Here is a 21,465-nt window from a genome sequence, read left to right on the forward strand (position 1 = left end):
GCGCCGGCTCACGCGCAAGCGTCGTCAGCCAAAACCGTCAGGCCTGGCCTCGGGTGTCAGTGAAGGGGGTTGCCGATGGGGCAAACGGGGGAATCTCGCCTGTACGTTGGTCATCTTTCTGTCCTTGATAGAAAGCAACGAAACACAGGGATAGGTCGTTCACTCTTCAAGAGTGCAATACCCGCGCAAGCACAAAAACCATCCCTGATTTTTCTTCCAGTGCCGCTGATGGCGCTCGTCGAGCGACGTTTGCCAAGTGGCCAGCATTTTGCCAGCCACGCAACCCTAGACCCGTTTGTGCAGGGCTGCCAGAAAAAGCGCCGAACGGTCATGCCGCTCAGGCAAACGGGCTCTGCAACGGCTCGCGCATGCTTTTTCAGGATCGGCTTATGGATTGATAAAACCCGATAAAAGACCATTCGCAGGGTTGGCAGGCGTTCGGAACCGGACACTCCGAGCTGCGCGCCGAGGAGGGCTGGCCTTGTTCTACACGATATTGGTGGTCGGGCTGGATGCATCCTCCAGCCGCTTTTTACAGGCGATCAAGGCGAGCATGGGCGACGTGACCCTGCAGAACGCAGCAACCCTGCGAGAGGCCGTCGAGCGGCTGAATGAACGTCCGGCCGACATGATCCTGGGGCCGTTGGAGTTGCTGGAGCAAGAGGGGGCGGCGTTGATTCGCAAAGCCGCAGCGCTCCCGCACAGGCCCGCTCTGGCGATCGTCAACGCTCGTTCCAGGCAACGGACGGTCAGTGCGATTCTGGCGGTCAGCAACCTCGGTTTCCCGGTGGTCGGTTCGATATCCAGACCGGCCGACGTCGCTGACTTGCGCAGCGTACAGATCAAATCACTGGCCCTGCGCGCGGTGGCTCGGGCAGAACAGCTGTTGGCGCATGATCAGGATTTCAACCCGTCGCCAGACTTTCAGATCCGCTACAAACCCCGGATCAACCTGCAGGACGGCCGGGTTGTGGCCGTCGAGGCGGTGTTTGAACGGGAGTCTACCGAGCCGGAGCTCGATCAGGTTCTGGACAAGGTCATCGCTGTTCAGCGGGCGTGGCGGCAACGGGGGCACAACATAACTGTCTGGCTGAAGTTGCCGCTTTATCTGCTCGATGGCGCCGACTATCCGGATCGCCTCTATGAGCAAGTGATCCTGCGAGGAGGGGACCCGGGTTCTATCGGGCTGGATCTGCGCAAGTGCCTGAGGCGCGAGAGTCTGGGGCCATACACCGAGTCGATTTATCAACTGGGGCTGCACGGATTCGCGATGACTCACAGTGATGCCGGCCAGGGATACAGTTTTTATTTCCGGCTGGATGTGCGGTTGTTCACCGACGTCAAAATCTTTCTGCCGCTACTTCGAAGCGCAATCACCAATGAAAGACTGGCGGCGTCGTTGGCCAGCGTCGTGTTCGAAAGCAAGCAGTCGGGTTTTACGGTCGTTGCCGAAGGCGTGACGACAGCGCAGGAGTTGAAGTTACTGCGACAGATCGGCTGCGATGAAGTCCAGGGCGGATTGATTGCCGGTCTGCTCGATGAACAGGGTGTTATCGACTTGCTCGCAGGTGATGGCGGCTGCAACTTGCCGCCTGGCAATTAAGGATCGCCTGATCGTTTTCTGCATTTCTCGTTAATAGACTCAACTACCGCTGATGAACAGGTCAGGTCGGTTTCATGTAGGACTGAGAATATGCTGCTTAGGAAGTTCAGGCTCGTTCAACGGGCCATATTGGTTTTTTTCATAATAAATGTGCTGGTGGTGGCGCTGGGCGGGATCGCGCTGTCGCAGATGGGGCGGGTGCGCGCGGCCGCCGTGGAGATTGAAAAGAACTGGATGGAAAGCGTCCGTCAGGCCGGCCTGATCAATTCGATGGTACTGACCCTGCGCCTGGAAAGTTTCAGGTTGATCAATACCAGCAGTGATGATGTCCGGAAAATCTCCACTGATACCCTGGCCACCACCCGGGTCAAGTTGAAAGAACTGGTGGAGGGTTATCAGGGGCAGGTGAGCAGCAAGGAAGAGCAAGCCCTCTACGAACAGGTCAAGTCCGGGGTCGCCAACTACGACAATAAGCTGGACGGTTTCCTGTCGCTGGCACAGTCGGGTGATGCAACCGCCGCTGCCCGATACATCGATCAGAATATCCGGCAACCGACCAACGAACTTCAGGTCGCCGTCGGCAAACTTGTCGAGTTGAACCGCCTGGGTGGTCAGCAATCCGGTATCGAGTCAGAAGGGATCTACCAGAGTTCGATCAAGACGGTCATCGGGATTGGTCTGTCTGTGCTGTTGATCAGTGTTTTCCTGGGTATTGTCTTTGCCCGAAGCATCACGGTTCCGTTGCTGGCAGTGCTGGACGTCAATAAACGCATCAGCGAAGGCGATCTGCGATCCGATCTTGAAATCACCGGCAAAGACGAGCTCGCCGATCTGATGGCGTCGACTGCCGCGATGCAGGCCAGTCTGCGCGACACCATTCGCCACATGGGGGATTCGTCCAGTCAACTGGCCTCGGCAGCGGAAGAAATGTATTCCGTCACCGAAGAGTCGAGTGCCGGGATTCAGCGCCAGAACAACGAAATCGAGCAGGCCGCTACGGCGGTCAACGAAATGACCGTCGCGGTGGAAGAGGTGGCGAGGAACGCGGCCTCTGCGTCCGAATCCGCGCAGCTGTCGGAGCGTTCGACCCGCACCGGATCCCAGCGCGTCACGGAGACGGTCAAGGCGATTCAGGGCCTGACCGCCACGGTGGAAAAAACCAGCGGGGAAGTGGAGGGGCTGGCGGTCAAGGCCCAGAGCATCAGCAAAGTGCTGGACGTGATTCGTGCCATCGCCGAGCAAACCAATCTGTTGGCCTTGAACGCTGCAATCGAAGCGGCGCGAGCGGGAGACCAGGGGCGAGGATTTGCCGTGGTTGCGGATGAAGTCCGGGCGCTGGCTCACCGTACGCAAGAGTCCACCAAAGAAATCGAAAACATGATTGCCGATATTCAAGCGGGGGCGGATCAGGCTGTGCTGGCCATGTCCAACAGCTGCGTCAACGCCCAGGACACCTTGAGCATCGCCCATGAGGCGGGTTCGGCGCTGGCGGAGATTGCGCGCACGATCACCGAGATCAACGAAAGAAACTTCATGATCGCCACCGCTTCGGAAGAGCAGGCGCAGGTCGCGCGTTCGGTGGATACCAACCTGGTCAGCATCCGCGATCTGTCGATGCAGACCTCGACCGGGGCGAATCAGACCGCGATGGCGAGCAACGAACTGTCGAAACTGGCGATTGCCATGGCAGACCTGACCAAACGATTCAGGACTTGAGACTCACATTCACAGGCTGGGGTAAGTGATGGGCGCAGACATTGTGTGTGAGCCAGCGATTGCAAAGGAATTGCCGCCCGAGCGGGTTTTGCCGGGTGTCGATCCATTCGTGGCTGAACTGAACAGGGCGATGGTCGGCGTCACGGCGATCGGCAACGCTGCATCGAAAGCGGCGAACGACCTGGCCGTGAACATGCTGTCGGCCAACGCCGAACTGGTGCAGGCGCACCGACAGCTTCGCAGCGTATTGAGCACGGCGGAGGTCAAGCAGCGCGCCGGCATGGAACGCTTCGAAAAACAGTCACGGCAGATTTTTCTTAGCGCCATGCTGCAGGCAGCGTTGGTCGCCGGCCTGTCTGCCGGCATCGGCGCGGCGATCGGGGCCTGTATCACCGCCCTGTTGTTGCGTTGACCGGGCCTTACAGGAAACAGAATTTTTGCAGGAGGGTGCCCATGAAGATTGCCGATCTGGACATGCGGGAGTTGATCGACGCGATTGGCGGTGCGTTGATCCCGGTCGTTTACAAAGACATCGGAAAGGACGCGACGCCCCATGCAGTGCGCGAGCGTTCGCGCCTGAACGCCGAAATCATGGGGCGGCTGGCGGCGGTGCTGTACTGCGGTGAAAAGGTTGGACCGGAGATCGTTGACCTGATTGACCTGTTCACCGCACATATGCAGCTGGAACACCTTCACTCCATGGACCGATTCCTTGGACCGGGCGGTGGTTTGAGCCGATTGAGAAACGCTGCGCGCAAGGCGCAGTGAATCAGGACGGCGTGCCGGGGCGGCTCATTTTAAGGTTTGCCTGATGGTGTGCGGCGGGGGCCGGGCTCTACCCTTGCGCCATGAAACTCAAGCAATTTCTCCAGCCTGCCGATGCCTATTTTTCTACGCCGAAAGCGGCGCGCAGGTTGTTGCGCCTGTTTGCCCAGTTGCTCGTGCTGGGCATGGTCGCCGGTGCCATCGTCACGCTCAGTTCCGTGTTCAGCAGCGAGATTTCGCGGCGCCAAGGCTACATGAGTGACGCCATCACCCATGCGCGGGTGTTTTTCACTCAGCGCGAAGTGTTGCTCAGATGTCTGGCGTTCTCGGCACTCGACAAACTCAATGCGGCGAACGAGGCGGGCGCCGCCAACGCCGCCAGACCGTGGAACCTGCCGCTCTCGCAGCGCGCCGTCGAGTTTCTTGAAAAAAACCGGATCAACCTGGTGTATGTGACGGATGAGCCTGACTTTCCGGCGTTTTATCTGAACGGCAGTTCGGCGCCAATTGCACCGTTGTCCGGAGATATCCTGCAGCGACTGCACCAACTCGGTGAACAGATGCCGGCCGTCAGCCAGGAAGTCTGGATGAGCGATCAGAGTGCCTCACCGCCGCGCATCTATGTGTTCACTCTGATGGATCGCAGTCGTGCGCAATCAGGCTGGATCGGCATGGAAATGGATGCATCCGACGTCACCAACACCCTGCATGACGATACGGCCGGGCAGTTCATGATGCTCAATGCCAGTGGCGAAATCATGATGAGCAGTGCCGGGGTGGCGCTGCCTTCGCCCGCTCTGCGCCTGGAGATCGGCCAGAACTTCGGATTCTCAGGCCCGGGCGCCGTTCCGGATCGGCTGGTCATGCGCCGGCAACTGGGATTTTCCAACTGGCAGATCTACTACTCGATTGACCTGCTGTCCTTGATGCATGTGCTCTGGTGGCCGCTGGCGATTTCGATCGCGTTGATTGCGTTCATCACACTAATGGTCAACCGACTGGTGTCACGTATCGAACGCCGCCTGATAACACCCGCCACCGAGCGCATTGATGCGCTGATCGAAAGCGAAGCGTTCAGCCGGGCGGTGATCCAGACCGCACCGGTTGCTCTTTGTGTTCTGCGGCGTGCCGACGGGCAGGTGGTGCTGGAAAACCGCTTGTCGGAGCAGTGGCTGGGCGAGTGCAACGAGCGCGAACGCCTGTGCCACGGCTGGATCGAGCGGGCGTTCGACGAGAACGAAACGAACCAGTCGGACGAGTTCCAGGCCGGCAATGGCCGTCATCTCTACCTCAGCTTCGTGCCGACACGCTACAACGGCGAAGACGTGTTGTTCTGCGCGTTCAGCGATATCAGTTCGCGCAAACAGGTGGAAGCGGCGATGGCCATGGCCAAACAGATGGCCGACGCGGCGAACGAGGCAAAGACCTTGTTCCTCGCCACCATGAGCCATGAAATCCGCACACCGTTGTATGGCGTGCTCGGTACGCTGGAACTGCTGGGCAAAACCGAACTCAAGGCCCAGCAGAAATCCTATCTGCACGCGATTGAAAGCTCTTCGACGGCGCTGTTGAACCTGGTATGCGACGTGCTGGACGTTGCGAAAATCGAGGCCGGTCAGTTGGCCCTGGAGATCCACGATTTTTCACCGCTGGACCTGGTCTACAGCGTCGTGCAGAGCTATCGGGGGGCAGCGCGCAGCAAGGGGCTGCTGCTTTATTCGTGGATCGATCCCGGTCTGCCCGCCGTATTGCGCGGGGATGTGACCCGGATCAGGCAGATCCTCAACAATCTGCTGAACAATGCCGTCAAATTCACCGACAGCGGGCAGGTTGTCCTGCGGGTGAGGGCGGGCGCGGCGGCCGGGGATTGTCTGGAGGTCTGCTGGCAAGTCTCGGACACCGGCCCTGGCATCACCCATGAGGATCAGGTGTTTCTGTTCGAGCCGTTTTACCAGACCGGCAGTGCCACCAACGTGGTTGCCGGAACGGGGCTGGGGTTGTCGATCTGTCAGCGGCTGGCGTTGCTGATGAATGGCAACATTCGGGTGGTCAGTGCGGCGGGGCTGGGCAGCAGCTTTACCCTGGACGTTGCGCTGGAGTGCGTCTCGACAACGGCCGAGGTTCAGCTCAAACGCGGGTTTTCCCAGGCACCGGTGTATGTGTATTCGCCTGTGCTGGAGATGGCGGAGTACGTTGAAGGCTGGCTACGAACGGTGGGCGCCAGGGCGCAGATCGGCAAGCCGCCCCTGACCGGTGCGGATCCGTCGGCGGTGCTGATCGAAATACACCCCCAGGCACAAGGCCTCCTTTGCTGCGACTGGAAAGGCGCGAGCATTGTGGTGAGCCCCGATGGATGCCAGGCGGAAGGGCAGACGTTCAATCATTGGGACGTCGAGCTCAATGATCTCAACGGCCTGTTCGATGCAGTCATTCAGGCCCAGGGAAGCGTTGATCATCCGCAACGCCTGCTGGAGGCGGACGTCTGCGAGAAACTGTCGATCAAGGTGCTGGTGGTCGAAGACAACTTGATCAATCAGTTGATCCTCAAGGATCAGCTGCAAGAGCTGGGCTGTCAGGTCGTGCTGGCGAGCGATGCCTCTGAAGCGCTGGTGCTGTGGGCGGCCGACGACTTCGACGTGATTCTGACCGACATCAATATGCCGGGCATGAATGGCTACGACCTGACCCGTCGATTGCGCAGCCTCGGCTGTACCGCGCCGATCATCGGCGCGACTGCCAATGCGATGCGTGACGAACGTGACCGTTGCCTGGGGGCCGGCATGCAGCAATTGCTGGTGAAACCATTTGGCCTGGGTGCGCTGTTCAATTGCCTGCAACACTACGAAAGGGTGAATGTCGATGGCTTATAGCGTGCTGGTTGTCGAGGACAACCCCTTTCAACTTCAGTACCTGCTTGAGATGTTCGGCTCGTTGGGCGGCGTCTGCGTCCAGCCGGCGGTCAATGGACACCACGCGCTTGAACTGCTCAAGAGCCGGCACTTTGACCTGTTGCTCAGTGACCTGATGATGCCGGGCATGGACGGTGTGCAACTGGTCCAGCACCTTGCGGAACTTGAGTACAAACCGGTCTTGGCATTCATGAGCATCGCCTACGGGCGCATGCTGAGCAGTGTCAGCCTGGCGGCCCGAAGCCTGGGCTTCAGCGTTGCGGGCGTGCTGAGCAAACCCGTCAGATTCGAAGCCCTGCAGGACACGATCAAACACGCCATTGCAGCGGGTAACGGCGCTTTTACAGCGTTGAAGGCGCCCACCCATTTCAGTTCCGGCGACCTGACCGCGGCTATCAGCAGCGGTCAGATCCAGCCGTGGTTCCAGCCAAAAAAATCACTGGCGACGGGGCGCATCGTCGCGGCGGAGGCCTTGGCTCGATGGCGCCGAAGCATCGACGACCTGTTGATGCCCAGGGACTTTCTGCCGGGCATCATCCGGCACAATCTGGAAGAGGCGCTGTTGATGGAGTTTGTCGCCCACACCATCAGCGCTCAATCGGCCTGGCGAGCGCAGGGCTACGATGTGCCGGTCTCGATCAACCTGCCGACGCACCTGCTGGCCAGTGATGACTTGCCGGATCGCCTTCACGATCTCGTCCTGGCACGAGGCGGCATTCCGTCGAAGATCAGTTTCGAATTGATGGAAAGCTCCGCCACCGAGCACCAGGGCCATTATTTCGCAGGCGTCTGCCGGCTGCGCTTCAAGGGTTTCGGTCTGGCTCAGGATGATTTTGGCAAAGGCTACAGTTCCTACTTCAATCTGGTTTCCACGCCCTTTACCGAGCTCAAGATCGACCGCTCGCTGGTCAGCGGCTGCGTCGAGAACGAGAACCTGGAGGCGGCCCTGAGCAGCATCGTCGCCCTCGGCAAGCGGCTTGGCCTGAACGTCGTGGCCGAAGGCGTGGAAACAGCCGGGGAACTCGCGCTCCTGAGTCGGCTTGACTGCGATCAGGTGCAGGGGTTCCTGATTTCCAAAGCGGTGCATTCACAACAGTTTCTGGGCCTGCTGTCTGCGGACGGCCCCGGCAGGCGCGACGGCATTTGAACCCCGGCGCTGGCCGGGGTGAAAACGTTGTCTATGGTTCAACCATGAACCCCAGTGGTGCAGGAGCTTTCGAGACACGCAATGAATACCGATAGTCTGTTTGGATCGCTGGCCAGAAGCTCGATGCGCCTGGGCAGCGGACTGCTGTTGTCGCTGGGGCTGGTGTTCGTGCTGGTGGTGACGAACGCCTGGGCGATCATGCGCCTGTTCGACAGCGAGCGGGAAAAGGCCGACGCACACTTTGTGCGGGTGATGAAAAACCTGCGCGAGCAGGAGGTGTTCCTGCAGGCGATCTCCGATCGACTGGTCGCCCCGACGGAAGCGATGGCCAGCGTGCCGAGCGGGCTCAAGCAGAACCTGCAATTCAGCGACGCACACAACAGTGTCTATCAGGTTTCCGAAGGCGCGTTTTCCTTGCCGTTCATGGTCGAGATGCCGAGCGATCAGGGCCAGACCAGTCTGAACGCGCTGTCCTCGATCGGCTGGCACCTGACCAACTATTACAGCCGGTTCTGGGCCCAATCGAGCCTGTTGTCGCCTCAGGTATTTGTCTTCAGCCCTGAAAGCCCGGCCCGGCTGGTGGTGCCCGCAATAGGCGAGTTCCGCGATGAAAACCTGCTCACCCGACAGAACTATTCCCAGACCCTGCAGAACCTGTACCGGCAGATCATTGACACGAACCGTTCGAACAGCCGCAGTGTCCGCTGGGTCCGGCCTGTGCCGGAGACGGTCGGGCAGGAGCCTGTCCTGCAAGTGGCCGCCTTTGTCACCGGCGAGCTGCCGATCAACCACACGCGCGTCGACAGCGGTATGGATCATGTGGCCGTCGTCACGCTGTCCGACATCCGTCACTCGAACGAAGGGGCGGCGGACTCCGGGCTGCCGTTTCATGGCCGTTTCGCGCTGGTCGGCCCTGACGGTGAAACCCTGGTCGGGCGTCTCGAAACGCCAGTCGAGGCACCGGGTTTTTTCTGGTCGAGCGAAGGGCTGTCCATCACCAACGCCGACCTGTCGACCACGGGCGAACGGTGGGTGGCGCAGTATTTCGTCGATTACCGCCATCTCGCCGAATGGGCGGCGTTGCCGGTCCTGCGCTTGTTGGGTCTGTCGATTTTGCTGGCGGTGTGCTTCCGGCTTTTATACGTCTACTACCGCAAGCACGTGGTGATTCCGGCGAAGGTTGCCCAGGATCGTCTCGTCGAAAGCCAGGCCTTCAATCGCTCGGTCGTGGAAAGCGCCCCCGCCGGGCTGGTGGTAATCCGTCTCGCCGACGGCGGGGTGGTCATGGAAAACCAGCGGGCACAACAAAGCACGGTGGTTGCCCAGGAAGTCTCCCGGCTGTTTCGCAAACCCGGTGTGACCTTGAGCGGAGAAGCCTGCATGGCGTTGCAGGAGCGTCACTACCTGGTCAACTACGCGAGCGCCCGTTACCAGGATCAGGACGTGCTGATCTGCGCGTTCTCCGATGTCACCGAGCATCAGCAACGTTCGGTGGCGCTGCGCCAGGCAAAAAAACAGGCGGAGAAAGCCAGCGAGGCGAAAACCATCTTCCTGGCGACGATGAGCCATGAAATCCGCACACCACTGTACGGCGTGCTGGGGACGCTGGAACTGCTGGGGCTGACCCCGCTGGAGCCACGCCAGCTCGATTACCTGCGCACCATGCAGATTTCCTCCACGACGGTGCTGGACATCATCAGCGACGTGCTGGATGTGTCGAAAATCGAATCCGGCCAACTGACCCTCGAGCCGGTGTCTTTCTCTCCGCTGGCATTGATTGAAGCCACCGTGGCCGCCCACGTTGCTGGTGCACGCTCGAAAAACCTGCAGATCTACGCCTGCATCGATCCGGCCATTCCACAGCTGATTTACGGGGACGACGTCAAGCTGGGACAGATTCTGAACAACCTGCTGAGCAACGCGGTGAAGTTCACCAGCCTCGGGCGCGTGGTCCTGCGTTGTCAGCTGCTGCAGCACGAAGGGCAGGGCCCCCAGTTGCAGGTTCAGGTCACCGACACCGGGATCGGCATCACCGCGGAACAACAGCTGCACATTTTCGAACCCTTTTATCAGGCACACACCAGCAATCTCATCAGCGGTACCGGGCTGGGCCTGTCGATTTGCAGTCAGTTCGTTGCGTTGATGGGTGGAAGTATCTCAGTGGTCAGCGAACAGGGGCTGGGCAGCAGCCTCACCGTCGTGCTGCCGTTGACGCTGCCGCAAACCCCTCGAACCGAAAAGGCCGGACCGGACCTGAGCGGACGGCAGATCTACATCCGCGCACCCGTTCGGGAACTGGCGGACAACGTTCAGGCGTGGATGACGCACTGGGGGGCCAGCGCCACGGTGATTTCACCCCGATCCAAAGAGCTGCCGCCCGGCGCGCTGCTGGTCGATCTGCTGGCGACGGATGACGTACCCCTGACGTGGAACGGCAAGGTCCTGCGCTGCGAATACGAAGGGCCGCTCGTGCCTGAGCACACCGACACGGGCGCGCGGGTCAGTGCGCAGCACATTCAAGCCATTGCCGAGGGCGTGCTCCAGGCCACCGACCCTGCGGGTGTTGCGCTCTCGCCGCTGGCCGAGGCCGCACTGCCGAGGCTGAACCTGCACGTGCTGGTCGCCGAAGACAACCTGATCAATCAGGCTATCCTCAAGGAGCAGCTCGAATCCCTGGGCTGCGAGGTCACCGTCACGGGCAACGGCCTTCAGGCCTTGCAGGTCTGGAACCAGGACGATTTCGATGCGGTACTCAGCGACGTGAACATGCCGGTCATGAACGGCTATGAGCTCACCCGCCAGATTCGCCAGACCGACGGGCAGGTGCCGATCATCGGTATCACCGCCAATGCGATGCGCGATGAGGGTGAGCGCTGCGAGTCGGCCGGAATGAGTGCCTGGATGGTCAAGCCACTGCGGCTGACGGACCTGATGAGCACTCTGAGCCATCTCGGGAGCGACAAGCGCGACCCGGTGGCCGAACCATTGAAGGCGGAGGAAACGGTTCCCGTCCAGCCGGCCATCACACTGTCAGCGGCAATGCGCAGCCTTTTTCACAGCACGATGCAACAGGACATGGACGCTGTTCGCGTGGCCATCGCCAATGGCAGGCAAACCGATGTCGTACAGCGGCTGCATTCAGTCAGCGGTGCGTTGTCGGTGGTGCGGGCGGATCAGCTGTCGACGGTGTTCGGGCAACTGGAACATCAAGTCCGCGAGCGTTCGCTGGAGGCCGGCCTGGTCGCTGACATAGAGCAGGCGCTGGACGGGTTGTCCGACTTGTTGAAATCAATATGACTGGTGCCAATCGATTCACATGGATATCCCAATGAGTAGGCAAAAAATCACCGTCGTCATCGCCGACGATCATCCGATCGTTCTGCTGGGCGTGCGGGAGCTGGTCGAGCGTGACCAGCGGTTCGAGGTCATCGGCGAGGCGTCGAGCTCCACCGAACTGGTCAAGGTGTTGAGTGCGCGGGTGCCGGACATCCTCATCACCGACTACAACATGCCCGAGAACTCGATCTACGGGGATGGGCTGAAGCTGACCAAATACCTGGTCCGGCACTTTCCCGACCTGCGGATACTGATTCTGACCATGGTCTCCAACGGCCTGATTCTGTCCCGGCTGTACGATCTGGGAGTGGCCGGTGTGGTGCAAAAAGGCCAGGTCCACCTGGAAATCCAGAAGGCACTCGATGCACTCAGCCAGGGGCGCAACTATGAATGCCCGGAAGTGAAGAAACTCTCGGTGGTGGACAACCAGCAGAACGTCGAAGAGCGCCTGGCGTTGCTGTCCATTCGCGAACTGGAAATCCTGCGTCTGTTTATTTCGGGGATGAGCCTGCGGGACATCGCCGAAGACCAGAATCGCAGTGCCAAGACCATCAGCACGCAAAAGGTCACGGCCATGCGCAAGCTCAACGTGAGCAGCGATCAGGAGCTGATCACCTTTTGCCTGGAAGCCAACCTGTTCCAATAATCTGTTTCTTCCTTCCCAGCCCTCATTTTCAGGATTGCCTGATAGAGCCGGCGCGCGGTCGACCGCTAATGTGGCGCGAGCGTGGCGGTGACCGGGCGTGCAATTGCGTGCACTCCGTTGGTTGATTGTTTACCGGCCCACCCAACGCTCATTGATTAATTTCGTTCGACAGACTCGAACAAGGCGGTGGTGCGGATGTTTTTCAGAAAGATAAAGCTGGTTCCCCGAACCCTGATCAGTTTCGGCATTACCTCCTTGCTGCTGGTCATCCTCGGATGGCAATCCATCTGGCGGATGGACAGTGTCCAGTGGGCAGTGACCGATTTGCAGGACAACTGCCTGCCGAGTGTGCGCCAGGCAGCCCGGATTGAAGCGGCTGCTTACAGGTTGCGAGTGGCCAACCTGCTTTTCGCCGTGGACGATTCGCAGAATTTCACGGCTCGCGCCGAGCAAGTCCGCAAACTCCGGGAAACCTTGCGCAGCGTCACGGCGGCCTATGTCCCGTTAATCTTTGGTAATGAAGAGCAGGCCCGATTCGATATCGTCAATACGAATGTCGATGTGTTCAGCCAGAAAATCGATCAGTTGTTGCAGCTGGGTGAAAGCGCCTCGCAAAAAGAACTGGTCGCCTTTATCAAGGCCAATTCGGCGCCCGCTGCTGAGGCCTTGTTGAAGTCCACCGAAGACCTGCAGAGCCTGATGGCGGATCGCGCTGAAAAATCCAGCACCGCGGCGCGCGATGAAGCCCATGAAAGCACCGTGACCACCGCCATCGTCATCGCGATTGCGCTGGTCGTGACGTTCTTTCTCACGCTTTTTTTCACCCGCAGCCTGATCCTGCCCTTGCGTGAACTGCTGGCGACCACCAAGAAGATCGCGGCCGGTAACCTGGTCGGGACCGTCGAGGTGTCAGGCCATGACGAGCTGACCGAACTGCAACAGTCCACTGCCGAGATGCTCACCAGCCTCAAAAGCACGATCAATCACATCTCCGAATCGTCTTCGCTGCTGGCGGCCTCGGCGGAAGAGATGAGCGCGATCACCCACGAGTCCAACGAGGGCGTTCGCCAACAGAGCATGGAAACCGAGCTGGCAGCCACGGCGGTCAACCAGATGACGGCAGCGGTTGAGGAAGTGGCCCGTAATGCGGTGGCGGCCTCGCAATCCACCCGTCAGTCCGAGAGTTCTGCACAGATGGGCATGGACAGGGTCACGGAGACCATCGTGTCCATCGAAAAGCTCAGCAGCGCGGTGCAGGGCACCAGCGTTGAAATCGAACAGCTGGCCAATCAGACGGAAAGCATTGCCAAGGTACTCGACGTCATCCGCGCCATTGCCGAGCAGACCAATCTGCTGGCGCTCAATGCCGCGATCGAGGCGGCGCGGGCGGGTGAACAGGGGCGCGGTTTTGCCGTGGTCGCCGACGAAGTGCGGGCTCTGGCCCATCGCACGCAGGTCTCGACGCAGGAAATCGAAGAGATGATCCGCAACGTGCAGTCCGGTTCCGAGAAGGCAGTCAGCTCCATGCGCCAGACGGATCTGGAAGCAATCAGCACCCTGAAGATTGCCCGCGAGGCAGGGGAAGCGATCACCGAAATCACCCGGGCCGTGACCGACATCAACGAACGCAACTGCATGATCGCGACCGCTTCGGAAGAACAGGCACAAGTGGCCAAGTCGGTGGATGTGAACCTGGTGAGCATCAATAACCTGTCGGCGCAAAGCACGGCCGCAGCGGATCAGATATTCATCGCCAGCGGCGAACTGTCCGCGCTGGCCTCAGACCTGAACAAGTTGATCGGCCGCTTCAGCCTCTGATCGCTGGTTGGTTTGGTTATGACTTTCATTGCAGCAGGAGTCGACAATGGCGCCCGAGATCATGAACCAGTATCCGGATAGCTTGAGCACGATCTATATATCGAGAAAGGAAACCTGCGATATCCATTGGTTCGTCAATCAGTACATCGAAAGCCGGGATCTGCGTGCCAGACCTCATGCCCGAGACGAGGTGTTTGACGCGTTGCGCGACTACCCCGGCATGGCACCGGTGAGGCTGTATGAACTCAACGCCTGGCTGGACAGGAACTTTCGTCCCAAGGTGTTTTCCCGGCCGGCAGCACGTCTTCTAAAACTAATAATAAGCAATGATCACATTCCGCAGCGTCGGTGATGTGAGCAGGGCCAAGGCAGGTATTTGTCATGCGGTCTTTTTTGAGCCGAAAGTCCAGTTCACGCATTTATGCGGTCATCGGGCTTGGAATGGTGTTGGTGATCCTGCTGGTGCTGGGTGTGTTGCTGACGGTCAACCGGCTCGATGGTTACATCCGGGTCATGTATTTCGGCAACTCCGCCCCCATCGGGCATCTCGCCAACATCCGTTCGGCGGAGACCAACGTCCGCCGTCTGCAGTGGAAGATTTTCGCCCACCGTAATCCCGGGAAGACTGACGAGTACGCGCAGGAAATCGAAGCGAAACTGGACGATATCGCCAGGGAGTGGCAGCTCTATTATCCCGTTGGGGTCAGCAGCAAAGAAGAGAGTCGGCTCGCCGAGCAGATCAAACAGGATCTGCCCGAGTTGGCCGGGATGGCGCGGCAAGCCTTGCAGTTACTGGAAACCCATAGCAGCGAGGAGGTCATGACCTGGTACCAGCAACGGGTGCCTTTTCTGGATCACCTGGATCAACTGTTGACGCAGGACATCAACGTCAACCTTGATCAAGCCGCGCAATTTGCCAACAAGAGCAAGGTGATTTTCGACAAGTTCCTGCTCATCACCATTGCGCTCATCGTGCTGGTGGTCGTGGGAGGCGTTGCCGGCATTCGCATGTCGTTACTGTGGAGAAAGCAGCGCGATGCGGCGGAGCAGAAATCCCGCGAGCATCTGTGGCTGGTGGATCAGGTGTTCAACATCACCATGGACGGGGTGATCATCACTGACCGGCTGGGGAAAATCACCAAGGTCAATCCGGCCTTTACCGCGATGACCGGTTATACCGAATCGGAGGTGCTGGGCCAGAATCCGAGCCTGTGGAGCTCAGGCCGGCAATCGAGTGATTTCTACGCTGACATGTGGCAGAGCCTCAAGGAAGAAGGGCAGTGGAAAGGCAAGTTGTGGAATCGCAAGAAGAGTGGCGATCTTTACCTCGAATCCCTGGCTATCACGGCCATCAGCGGTCTCAACGAGTCCGAGCTGCATTACGCGGCGGTGTGCAGCGACATTACCAAACAGCATGCCGAGCAGGAGTTCCAGGGCTACCTGGCCACCCATGACCCGCTGACCGATCTGCCCAACCGTTTGCTGTTTCGCGAGCGGTTGACCCAGGCCATCGCCCGTGGGCAGCGCTCCGGTGCGAAAGTCGCGATCCTGTTCCTGGACCTGGATCACTTCAAGGAGATCAACGATCGCCTGGGGCATCCGGTGGGGGACGGCACGCTGACCACTATCGCGTCGCGCTTGAAGGCTTGCCTGCGAGACGTGGACACCGTGGCCCGCCTGGGCGGTGATGAGTTTGCGATCGTGCTGGAAGACATCCACCAGCTTGAACAGATCGCCCCCATCACTCGCAAGCTGTTGCTGTCGGTGGGTGAACCGATCCTGGTGGACGAACACTGGGTGTCCGTCACGCCCAGTATCGGCGTGAGCATCTATCCGGAGCACGGCAAAACGCCGGAGTTGCTGGTGAAATGCGCGGATCAGGCCATGTATGAAGCCAAGGAGGCCGGCAAGAATGCGGTGCGGTTCTATACGCAGCCGGAATACGCCACCTGACCGGGGCGATGGTTATCACCCGGCATTCCCCCAGCATTCAGGCGACGAACCCCAACACCAGCGTCGCCAGAATCACCGTCGAGGCGCCGCCGATCCGGGTGGAGATCTGTGCAAAGGGCATCAGCGACATCCGGTTCGAGGCCGACAGGATCGCGACATCGCCGGTGCCGCCCAGGCCGCTGTGGCAGCAGGTCACGATGGCCGATTCGATGGGGTACATCTTCATCAGGTTGCCGATGAAAAAACCGGCGACGGTCATCGACACCACCACGCTGAGGCACACCAGCACATAGCCGATCGAAAACACCTTCACCACGCTGTCGAGCGGCACATACAGCATGCCCAGGCCAATCATCACCGGCCAGATGAAGGCGGCGGAAACCAGTTTGTAGAAAGACTGCGCGCCTTTTTCCAGTTTCTCCGGCAGCACGCGCACGTATTTGAACAGCACCGCCGCGAGAATCATCATCACCGGCCCCGGAATCCCGACGACCTTTTCCAGCAGGCCGCCGAGCACGAAGAAGGTGCAGATGACCAGCACCCCGGCGCCCATGACCCGCAGGTCGATGCTGGTGCCGGTTTCTTCCTTGACCTTGAATTTGTCGTTCTCGGCCCGGGCCCGGATCAGTGCGCCTTCACCATTGATGGCCGGGCGTTTCAGCGCCATCCGTGCCAGGTAACCGGCGCAGATGATCGCTGCAATGTTGCCGACCACGGCCGCCGGGACCAGTTGCGCGACGTAGATGTCCGGCGTGCCGCCGAGGATCGCCGAATAGGCCAGGGACAGCGGCAGGATGCCTTCGCCGATACCGCCGCCGATGATCGGCACGATGATGAAAAAGAACGTGTGGTAGACGCTGTACCCAGCGAGCTTGCCGACGATCAGCCCGCTCGCGACGGCGGCCAGGGTGCCGGCCAGCAAGGGGATGAACATGCGGATCATGCCCTGGACCAGAATGAACCGGCTCATGCCCAGGATGCTGCCGACCACCAGGCTGGCGATCACGAAGTACAGGAAGTTGGCTTCCTTCATCAGCATTTTGGTCGCGTCGATCGTCGGCGCGCCGAAGAAGCCGTAGAACACCAGCACCGACGGCAGCATCAGGCACAGGATGGCGCCGCCACCGATATCCCGCAGGATCGGCAGACGCGAGCCCATCTGGCCGAAGAACACGCCCATGGTCATGATCACGGCCAGTCCACCGATCATGTTCTTCGGCAGAAAACCGAGGTGGGCCGACAGAAACACGATCACGGCAATGCCGAGGAAGATCGGCAGCGGAATCACGCCGATCTCGTAGGTGCGCAGGCGCTGGATGAAGCCGCCGGCGCGCGGGCCGTCGACGTTCAGGGATTGCTCAAGGGAGTCGCTCATGACGCATGTCCTCATGTTTGTTTTTATCGAGGATTGACGGGAAACCACGGTGCACCGGGCTCGGGTGGCGAGGCGGTGATTCGATGGTATCCTTCGCAAAATGCGTGATAAACAGCGGAAGCATGCGGCCTATGAACACGAATCGTGACCAATTTCCCTTGCCCGAAGACCTCAAGGTGTTCCTCACCGTCATCCGCAAGAACAGCTTTGCCAGCGCCGCTGACGAGCTGGGCTTCTCACCGGCCTACGTCAGCAAACGTATCTCGGTGCTGGAAACTACGCTGGCGACCAAGCTGTTGCACCGCACGACCCGGCGTATCGCGTTGACCGACGATGGCGAGCGGGTGCGGATCTGGGCGGAGAAACTGCTGGGGGATTTCGATCAGTTCCTCGGCGAAATCTCCCAGGCCCGGCACCAGCCGGCGGGCTCGCTGCACATCTGCAGCAGCTTCGGTTTCGGTCGCAATCACGTGGCGCCGGCGATCTGCGAACTGTCCCGGGAATGCCCCAAACTCGACATTCGTCTGGACGTCTTCGACCGTGTGGTGGATCTGGTGGGCGAGGGCTTCGATCTGGAAATTCTGGTCGGGGACGACGTCCCGGGTCAGCACATCGCCCGCAAACTGGTCAGCAACCGGCGTGTGCTGTGCGCCACGCCGGAATATCTGGAACGCCGGGGCACGCCACAGTCGCTTGAAGCGCTCAAGGACCACGATTGTCTGGTGCTCAAGGAACGCAACAACGCCTTCGGTATCTGGAACCTGACCAAGGACGGGCAGGAAGAGTCGGTGCGGGTCAGCGGCCCGCTGTCCTCCAACAGCGGCGAGATCGTGCTGGAGTGGGCCTTGAGCGGCGGCGGGATTCTGTTGCGCTCGATGTGGGACGTCAAACCGATGCTTGAGCAGGGGCGACTGGTGCAGGTGCTGGAGGAGTACACCCAGAGCGCCAACGTCTGGGCGGTCTATCCGGTGCGGCTCAGTGAGTCGGCGAAACTGCGGGTGTGCGTGGAGTTTCTGGAAGAGTACTTCCGCGATTTGTCTGTGGAATGAAAACGGGCGACTCAAGTGAGTCGCCCGTTTTTTGTGTTCAGCCCAGCCAGGGATTGTCCGCCAGATGCCGCGCTTCAAAGGCGCGGATCTGCTCGATGCGTTGCAGCGTGGTGCCGATGGCATCCAGTCCCAGCAGCAACGACTGTTTGCGCAACTGATCGATCTCGAAGCCGATCAGCGTGCCGTCCGCCAGCTCGAGGGTCTGCTGCGCCAGGTTCACGCTGATCCGCGCGGTCGCCGGAACGCTGATCGCCTCGGCTACACGCTTGAACTGCGCGTCGTCCAGTTGAATCGCCAGCACGCCATTACGCTGGCAGTTGTCGTAGAAAATCCCGGCGAACGTGGTGCCGATCAAGGCCCGGATCCCCACTTGCTTCAAGCCCCACACCGCGTGCTCGCGGCTCGAACCGCAGCCGAAATTGGGGCCGGTCACCAGAAACGCCGCGTCCTGCCAGGCCGGCTGGTTGAGCACGAATTGCGGGTTGGGTTCGCCGGAGGCGAGAAAGCGCAGATCGAAGAACAGCCCGCGATCCAGCCCCTGGCGATCAATGCCCTTGAGAAACTGCTTGGGCATGATCACGTCGGTGTCGATGTTGGACGCAAGAAACGGCGCGGCGCTGCCGCTGACGGTGTCGAAAGGTTGCATGGTTCAAGCCTCCAGCGCGACGGTGCGCACGTCAGTCAAATGGCCGCTGATGGCGGCGGCGGCGACCATCGCCGGGCTCATCAGGTGGGTGCGCGCACCGGCGCCCTGACGGCCTTCGAAGTTGCGATTGGTGCTGGACGCACAGCGATCACCCGGTGCGAGCACGTCGTCGTTCATTGCCAGGCACATCGAGCAACCCGATTGCCGCCACTCGAAACCGGCGTCGAGAAAGATCTGCGCCAACCCTTCGTCTTCGGCTTGATTGCGCACCAGCGTCGAGCCGGGAACGATCATCGCCCGCACGTGGGCCGCCACACGCTTGCCGCGCACCACGCGGGCGACATCGCGCAAGTCTTCGATCCGCGCATTGGTGCAGGAACCGATGAAGGCATGGCTGATCGTTACTTCGTTCAGCGGCATGCCGGGCGTCAGCCCCATGTAGTCGAGGGCGCGCTGCAGGCCCTGACGCAGGATCGGATCGGGCTGCGAGGCCGGGTCCGGAACGTGTCCGCTGACCGGCGAGGCCTGATCGGGGCTGGTGCCCCAGGTCACCATCGGCTCCAGAGCGGCGACGTCTAGGCTGACTTCACGATCAAATACAGCGCCATGATCGCTGTGCAGGGTTTTCCAGCGCTCGACGGCCTGTTCCCAGACCTTGCCTCTGGGCGCTCGCGGCTTGCGTTGCAGATAGGCGAAGACCTTGTCGTCCGGCGCCATGAACGCCCCACGGGCGCCGGCCTCCACGGCCATGTTGCAGATGGTCATGCGCGCTTCGACGCTGAGGGCGCTGATGGCCGGGCCGGCGAATTCAATCGCATAACCGGTGGCCCCGGAAGCGCCGATCTTTTCGATCAGCGCCATGATGATGTCCTTGGACGTGACGCCTGCGCCGAGCTCACCGTTGACCGTCACGCGCAGGGTTTTCAGACGTTTGTAGACCAGAGTCTGCGTCGCCAGCAGGTGCTCGATTTCCGAAGTGCCGATGCCGAAACCGAAGGCACCCAGCGCGCCGTAAGTGGTGGTGTGGCTGTCACCGGCCGCCACCACCATGCCCGGCAAAATGAAACCCTGTTCCGGCGCCACGACGTGTTCGATGCCCTGGCGTTTGTCCAGCACATCGAACAGCTCGATGCCGAAGTCGCGGCAGTTTTCTTCGAAGTACGACACCTGTCGCGCCCCCCCGGCGTCGGGCATGGTCGCGATGCGTTTCGGTGAAGTGGGGTTCACATGATCGACCACCGCCAGCGTCGCCGCAGGCCGCCAGACATCGCGCCCGGATTCGCGCAGACCGCTGAAGGCTTGCGGGCTGGTGTATTCGTTGGCGACCTGGCGGTCGATGTAAAGCAGCACATGGCCCTGATCGTCGAGGGTGCAGACGGTGTGACTGTCGATGTGCTTCTGGTACAGCGTTCTCGGGCTGGGCATGGCTTGCGCTCTTTTCTGTCCGGGGCAAAAACAACATGAGGACAGAATATTGATCGCAGAAATGGCATCAAGAGCGCATCGGTGAAGCGGCTGAACACGAACCGTGAGCAATGGTCTCAGGCTTTTGCGCGCATTCCGCGCAGCGGATCGTCCAGCAACTCGAACTGCTCGGCCATGAAGTCGATCAGCATCCGCAGCGACGGCAGCATGCCCTGACGGCTGGCGAACACCGCATAGATCATCTCCGTGCGCGGCGCCCAGTCGGGCAGCACCACCGCCAGTTGACCGCGCTCGATGAAGTCATGCACCAGCGACATCGGCATCTGCGCAACGCCCACGCTGTCGATGGCCGCGCAACGCAGCATCGGCAGGCCTTTGGTGATCAATTGCGGGCGATGCTGCAGGGTGAATTCGGAGCCGTCCTGATGGAACAGCGTCCAGCTGTAGACCTGCTGCGGGCTGCCGTGGTGAGCGCTGGGGAAGCGCGACAGGTCTTCCGGCTCACGGGGTTCGCCGAGCCGGCTCAAGAGTGCAGGGCTGGCGACCAGGCATTGCGGTCGCTGCGACAACACCCGGCTGACCAGCTCGGAATCCTGCAAGGGTGGCGGTCGCACCCGCAACGCCAGATCGACGCCTTCGGCCACCACGTCGACCTGCCGGTCGCTGGCCTCCAGATGCACTTCGACACGCGGGTGCATGGCCATGAAACGCGTAATGATCCCGCCGACGCATTCTTCCAGCAGCGTCGTCGGGCACGTCACGCGCAACACACCGCCCGGTTCGGCGCGGGTCATGGCAATCGCGGCTTCGGCGGCCTCGGCCTGTTTCAGCATCGCCCGGCAATGGTCGTAGTAGGTCTGGCCCAGCTCCGTCACCGAGAAGTGCCGGGTGTTGCGGATGATCAGGCGCACACCCAGACGCTCCTCGAGCAAGGCAATGCGCCGGCTCAGGTTGGACTTGGGAATGCCCAGTGCCCGCGCCGTCGGCGCAAAGCCACCGTGGTCCACCACCATCACGAAATACTGCAGGTCATTGAGGTCTAGCACGGGGCGGGATTCGCTGGAAAAGGGACGCCAA

General features: G+C 60.5%; 16 protein-coding genes. 12 read left to right on the forward strand and 4 right to left on the reverse strand.

The window, feature by feature from the left end:
- Positions 1–394 precede the first annotated feature (394 nt).
- The 11 genes from N8H71_RS00780 to N8H71_RS00830 all read left to right on the forward strand — a co-directional run bounded on the left by N8H71_RS00780 (position 395) and on the right by N8H71_RS00830 (position 15,893).
- Positions 395–1,603: an EAL domain-containing protein gene (locus tag N8H71_RS00780; protein WP_262192330.1), complete on the forward strand. Its 1,209-nt coding sequence runs from the start codon at positions 395–397 to the stop codon at positions 1,601–1,603.
- Between the two features lie 90 nt (positions 1,604–1,693).
- The gene (locus N8H71_RS00785) at positions 1,694–3,319 is read left to right on the forward strand and encodes a methyl-accepting chemotaxis protein (protein ID WP_262192331.1); all 1,626 of its coding nucleotides are present in this window, start codon (positions 1,694–1,696) and stop codon (positions 3,317–3,319) included.
- A gap of 109 nt (positions 3,320–3,428) precedes the next feature.
- A complete protein-coding gene (locus N8H71_RS00790) occupies positions 3,429–3,731 on the forward strand; it encodes a hypothetical protein (protein ID WP_262192332.1) in 303 nt (100 codons plus the stop codon).
- A gap of 41 nt (positions 3,732–3,772) precedes the next feature.
- Positions 3,773–4,087 (forward strand): hypothetical protein, encoded by a 315-nt coding sequence (locus tag N8H71_RS00795; RefSeq protein ID WP_007955454.1) that lies wholly within the window; start codon positions 3,773–3,775, stop codon positions 4,085–4,087.
- Between the two features lie 80 nt (positions 4,088–4,167).
- Complete coding sequence (locus tag N8H71_RS00800; protein WP_262192333.1) at positions 4,168–6,954, forward strand: response regulator; 2,787 nt, start codon at positions 4,168–4,170, stop codon at positions 6,952–6,954.
- Complete coding sequence (locus tag N8H71_RS00805) at positions 6,944–8,140, forward strand: EAL domain-containing response regulator (RefSeq protein ID WP_262192932.1); 1,197 nt, start codon at positions 6,944–6,946, stop codon at positions 8,138–8,140. Before N8H71_RS00800 ends, N8H71_RS00805 begins: the two co-directional genes overlap by 11 nt.
- Positions 8,141–8,221: 81 nt before the next feature.
- On the forward strand, positions 8,222–11,437 hold the full coding sequence (locus N8H71_RS00810) for a hybrid sensor histidine kinase/response regulator (protein WP_262192334.1): 3,216 nt from the start codon (positions 8,222–8,224) through the stop codon (positions 11,435–11,437).
- 31 nt (positions 11,438–11,468) lie between these two features.
- Entirely contained in the window at positions 11,469–12,122 is a 654-nt protein-coding gene (locus N8H71_RS00815) for a response regulator (RefSeq protein ID WP_262192335.1), read from the forward strand.
- A gap of 195 nt (positions 12,123–12,317) precedes the next feature.
- Entirely contained in the window at positions 12,318–13,940 is a 1,623-nt protein-coding gene (locus N8H71_RS00820) for a methyl-accepting chemotaxis protein (protein ID WP_262192336.1), read from the forward strand.
- Positions 13,941–13,986: 46 nt separating this feature from the next.
- On the forward strand, positions 13,987–14,292 hold the full coding sequence (locus N8H71_RS00825; RefSeq protein ID WP_262192337.1) for a hypothetical protein: 306 nt from the start codon (positions 13,987–13,989) through the stop codon (positions 14,290–14,292).
- A 29-nt stretch (positions 14,293–14,321) separates the two neighbouring features.
- On the forward strand, positions 14,322–15,893 hold the full coding sequence (locus N8H71_RS00830; RefSeq protein WP_262192338.1) for a diguanylate cyclase domain-containing protein: 1,572 nt from the start codon (positions 14,322–14,324) through the stop codon (positions 15,891–15,893).
- 37 nt (positions 15,894–15,930) lie between these two features.
- Here the strand turns inward: N8H71_RS00830 and N8H71_RS00835 are convergent, their stop codons facing one another.
- Positions 15,931–17,268, reverse strand: coding sequence for a 2-hydroxycarboxylate transporter family protein (locus N8H71_RS00835; protein WP_262192339.1), 1,338 nt, complete (start codon positions 17,266–17,268; stop codon positions 15,931–15,933).
- A gap of 131 nt (positions 17,269–17,399) precedes the next feature.
- On the opposite strand from N8H71_RS00835, the gene N8H71_RS00840 reads away from it, so the two are divergent.
- Complete coding sequence (locus N8H71_RS00840) at positions 17,400–18,317, forward strand: LysR substrate-binding domain-containing protein (protein WP_262192340.1); 918 nt, start codon at positions 17,400–17,402, stop codon at positions 18,315–18,317.
- 37 nt (positions 18,318–18,354) lie between these two features.
- Here the strand turns inward: N8H71_RS00840 and leuD are convergent, their stop codons facing one another.
- The 3 genes from leuD to N8H71_RS00855 form a co-directional block, all read right to left on the reverse strand.
- A complete protein-coding gene (gene leuD, locus N8H71_RS00845) occupies positions 18,355–18,963 on the reverse strand; it encodes a 3-isopropylmalate dehydratase small subunit (RefSeq protein ID WP_262192341.1) in 609 nt (202 codons plus the stop codon).
- A gap of 3 nt (positions 18,964–18,966) precedes the next feature.
- Positions 18,967–20,388: a 3-isopropylmalate dehydratase large subunit gene (gene leuC, locus N8H71_RS00850; RefSeq protein WP_262192342.1), complete on the reverse strand. Its 1,422-nt coding sequence runs from the start codon at positions 20,386–20,388 to the stop codon at positions 18,967–18,969.
- Between the two features lie 116 nt (positions 20,389–20,504).
- Positions 20,505–21,434: a LysR substrate-binding domain-containing protein gene (locus N8H71_RS00855; protein WP_207985944.1), complete on the reverse strand. Its 930-nt coding sequence runs from the start codon at positions 21,432–21,434 to the stop codon at positions 20,505–20,507.
- Between the last annotated feature and the right edge of the window lie 31 nt (positions 21,435–21,465).

The organism is Pseudomonas koreensis, assembly GCF_025447595.1.
Taxonomy (GTDB): domain Bacteria; phylum Pseudomonadota; class Gammaproteobacteria; order Pseudomonadales; family Pseudomonadaceae; genus Aquipseudomonas; species Aquipseudomonas koreensis_H.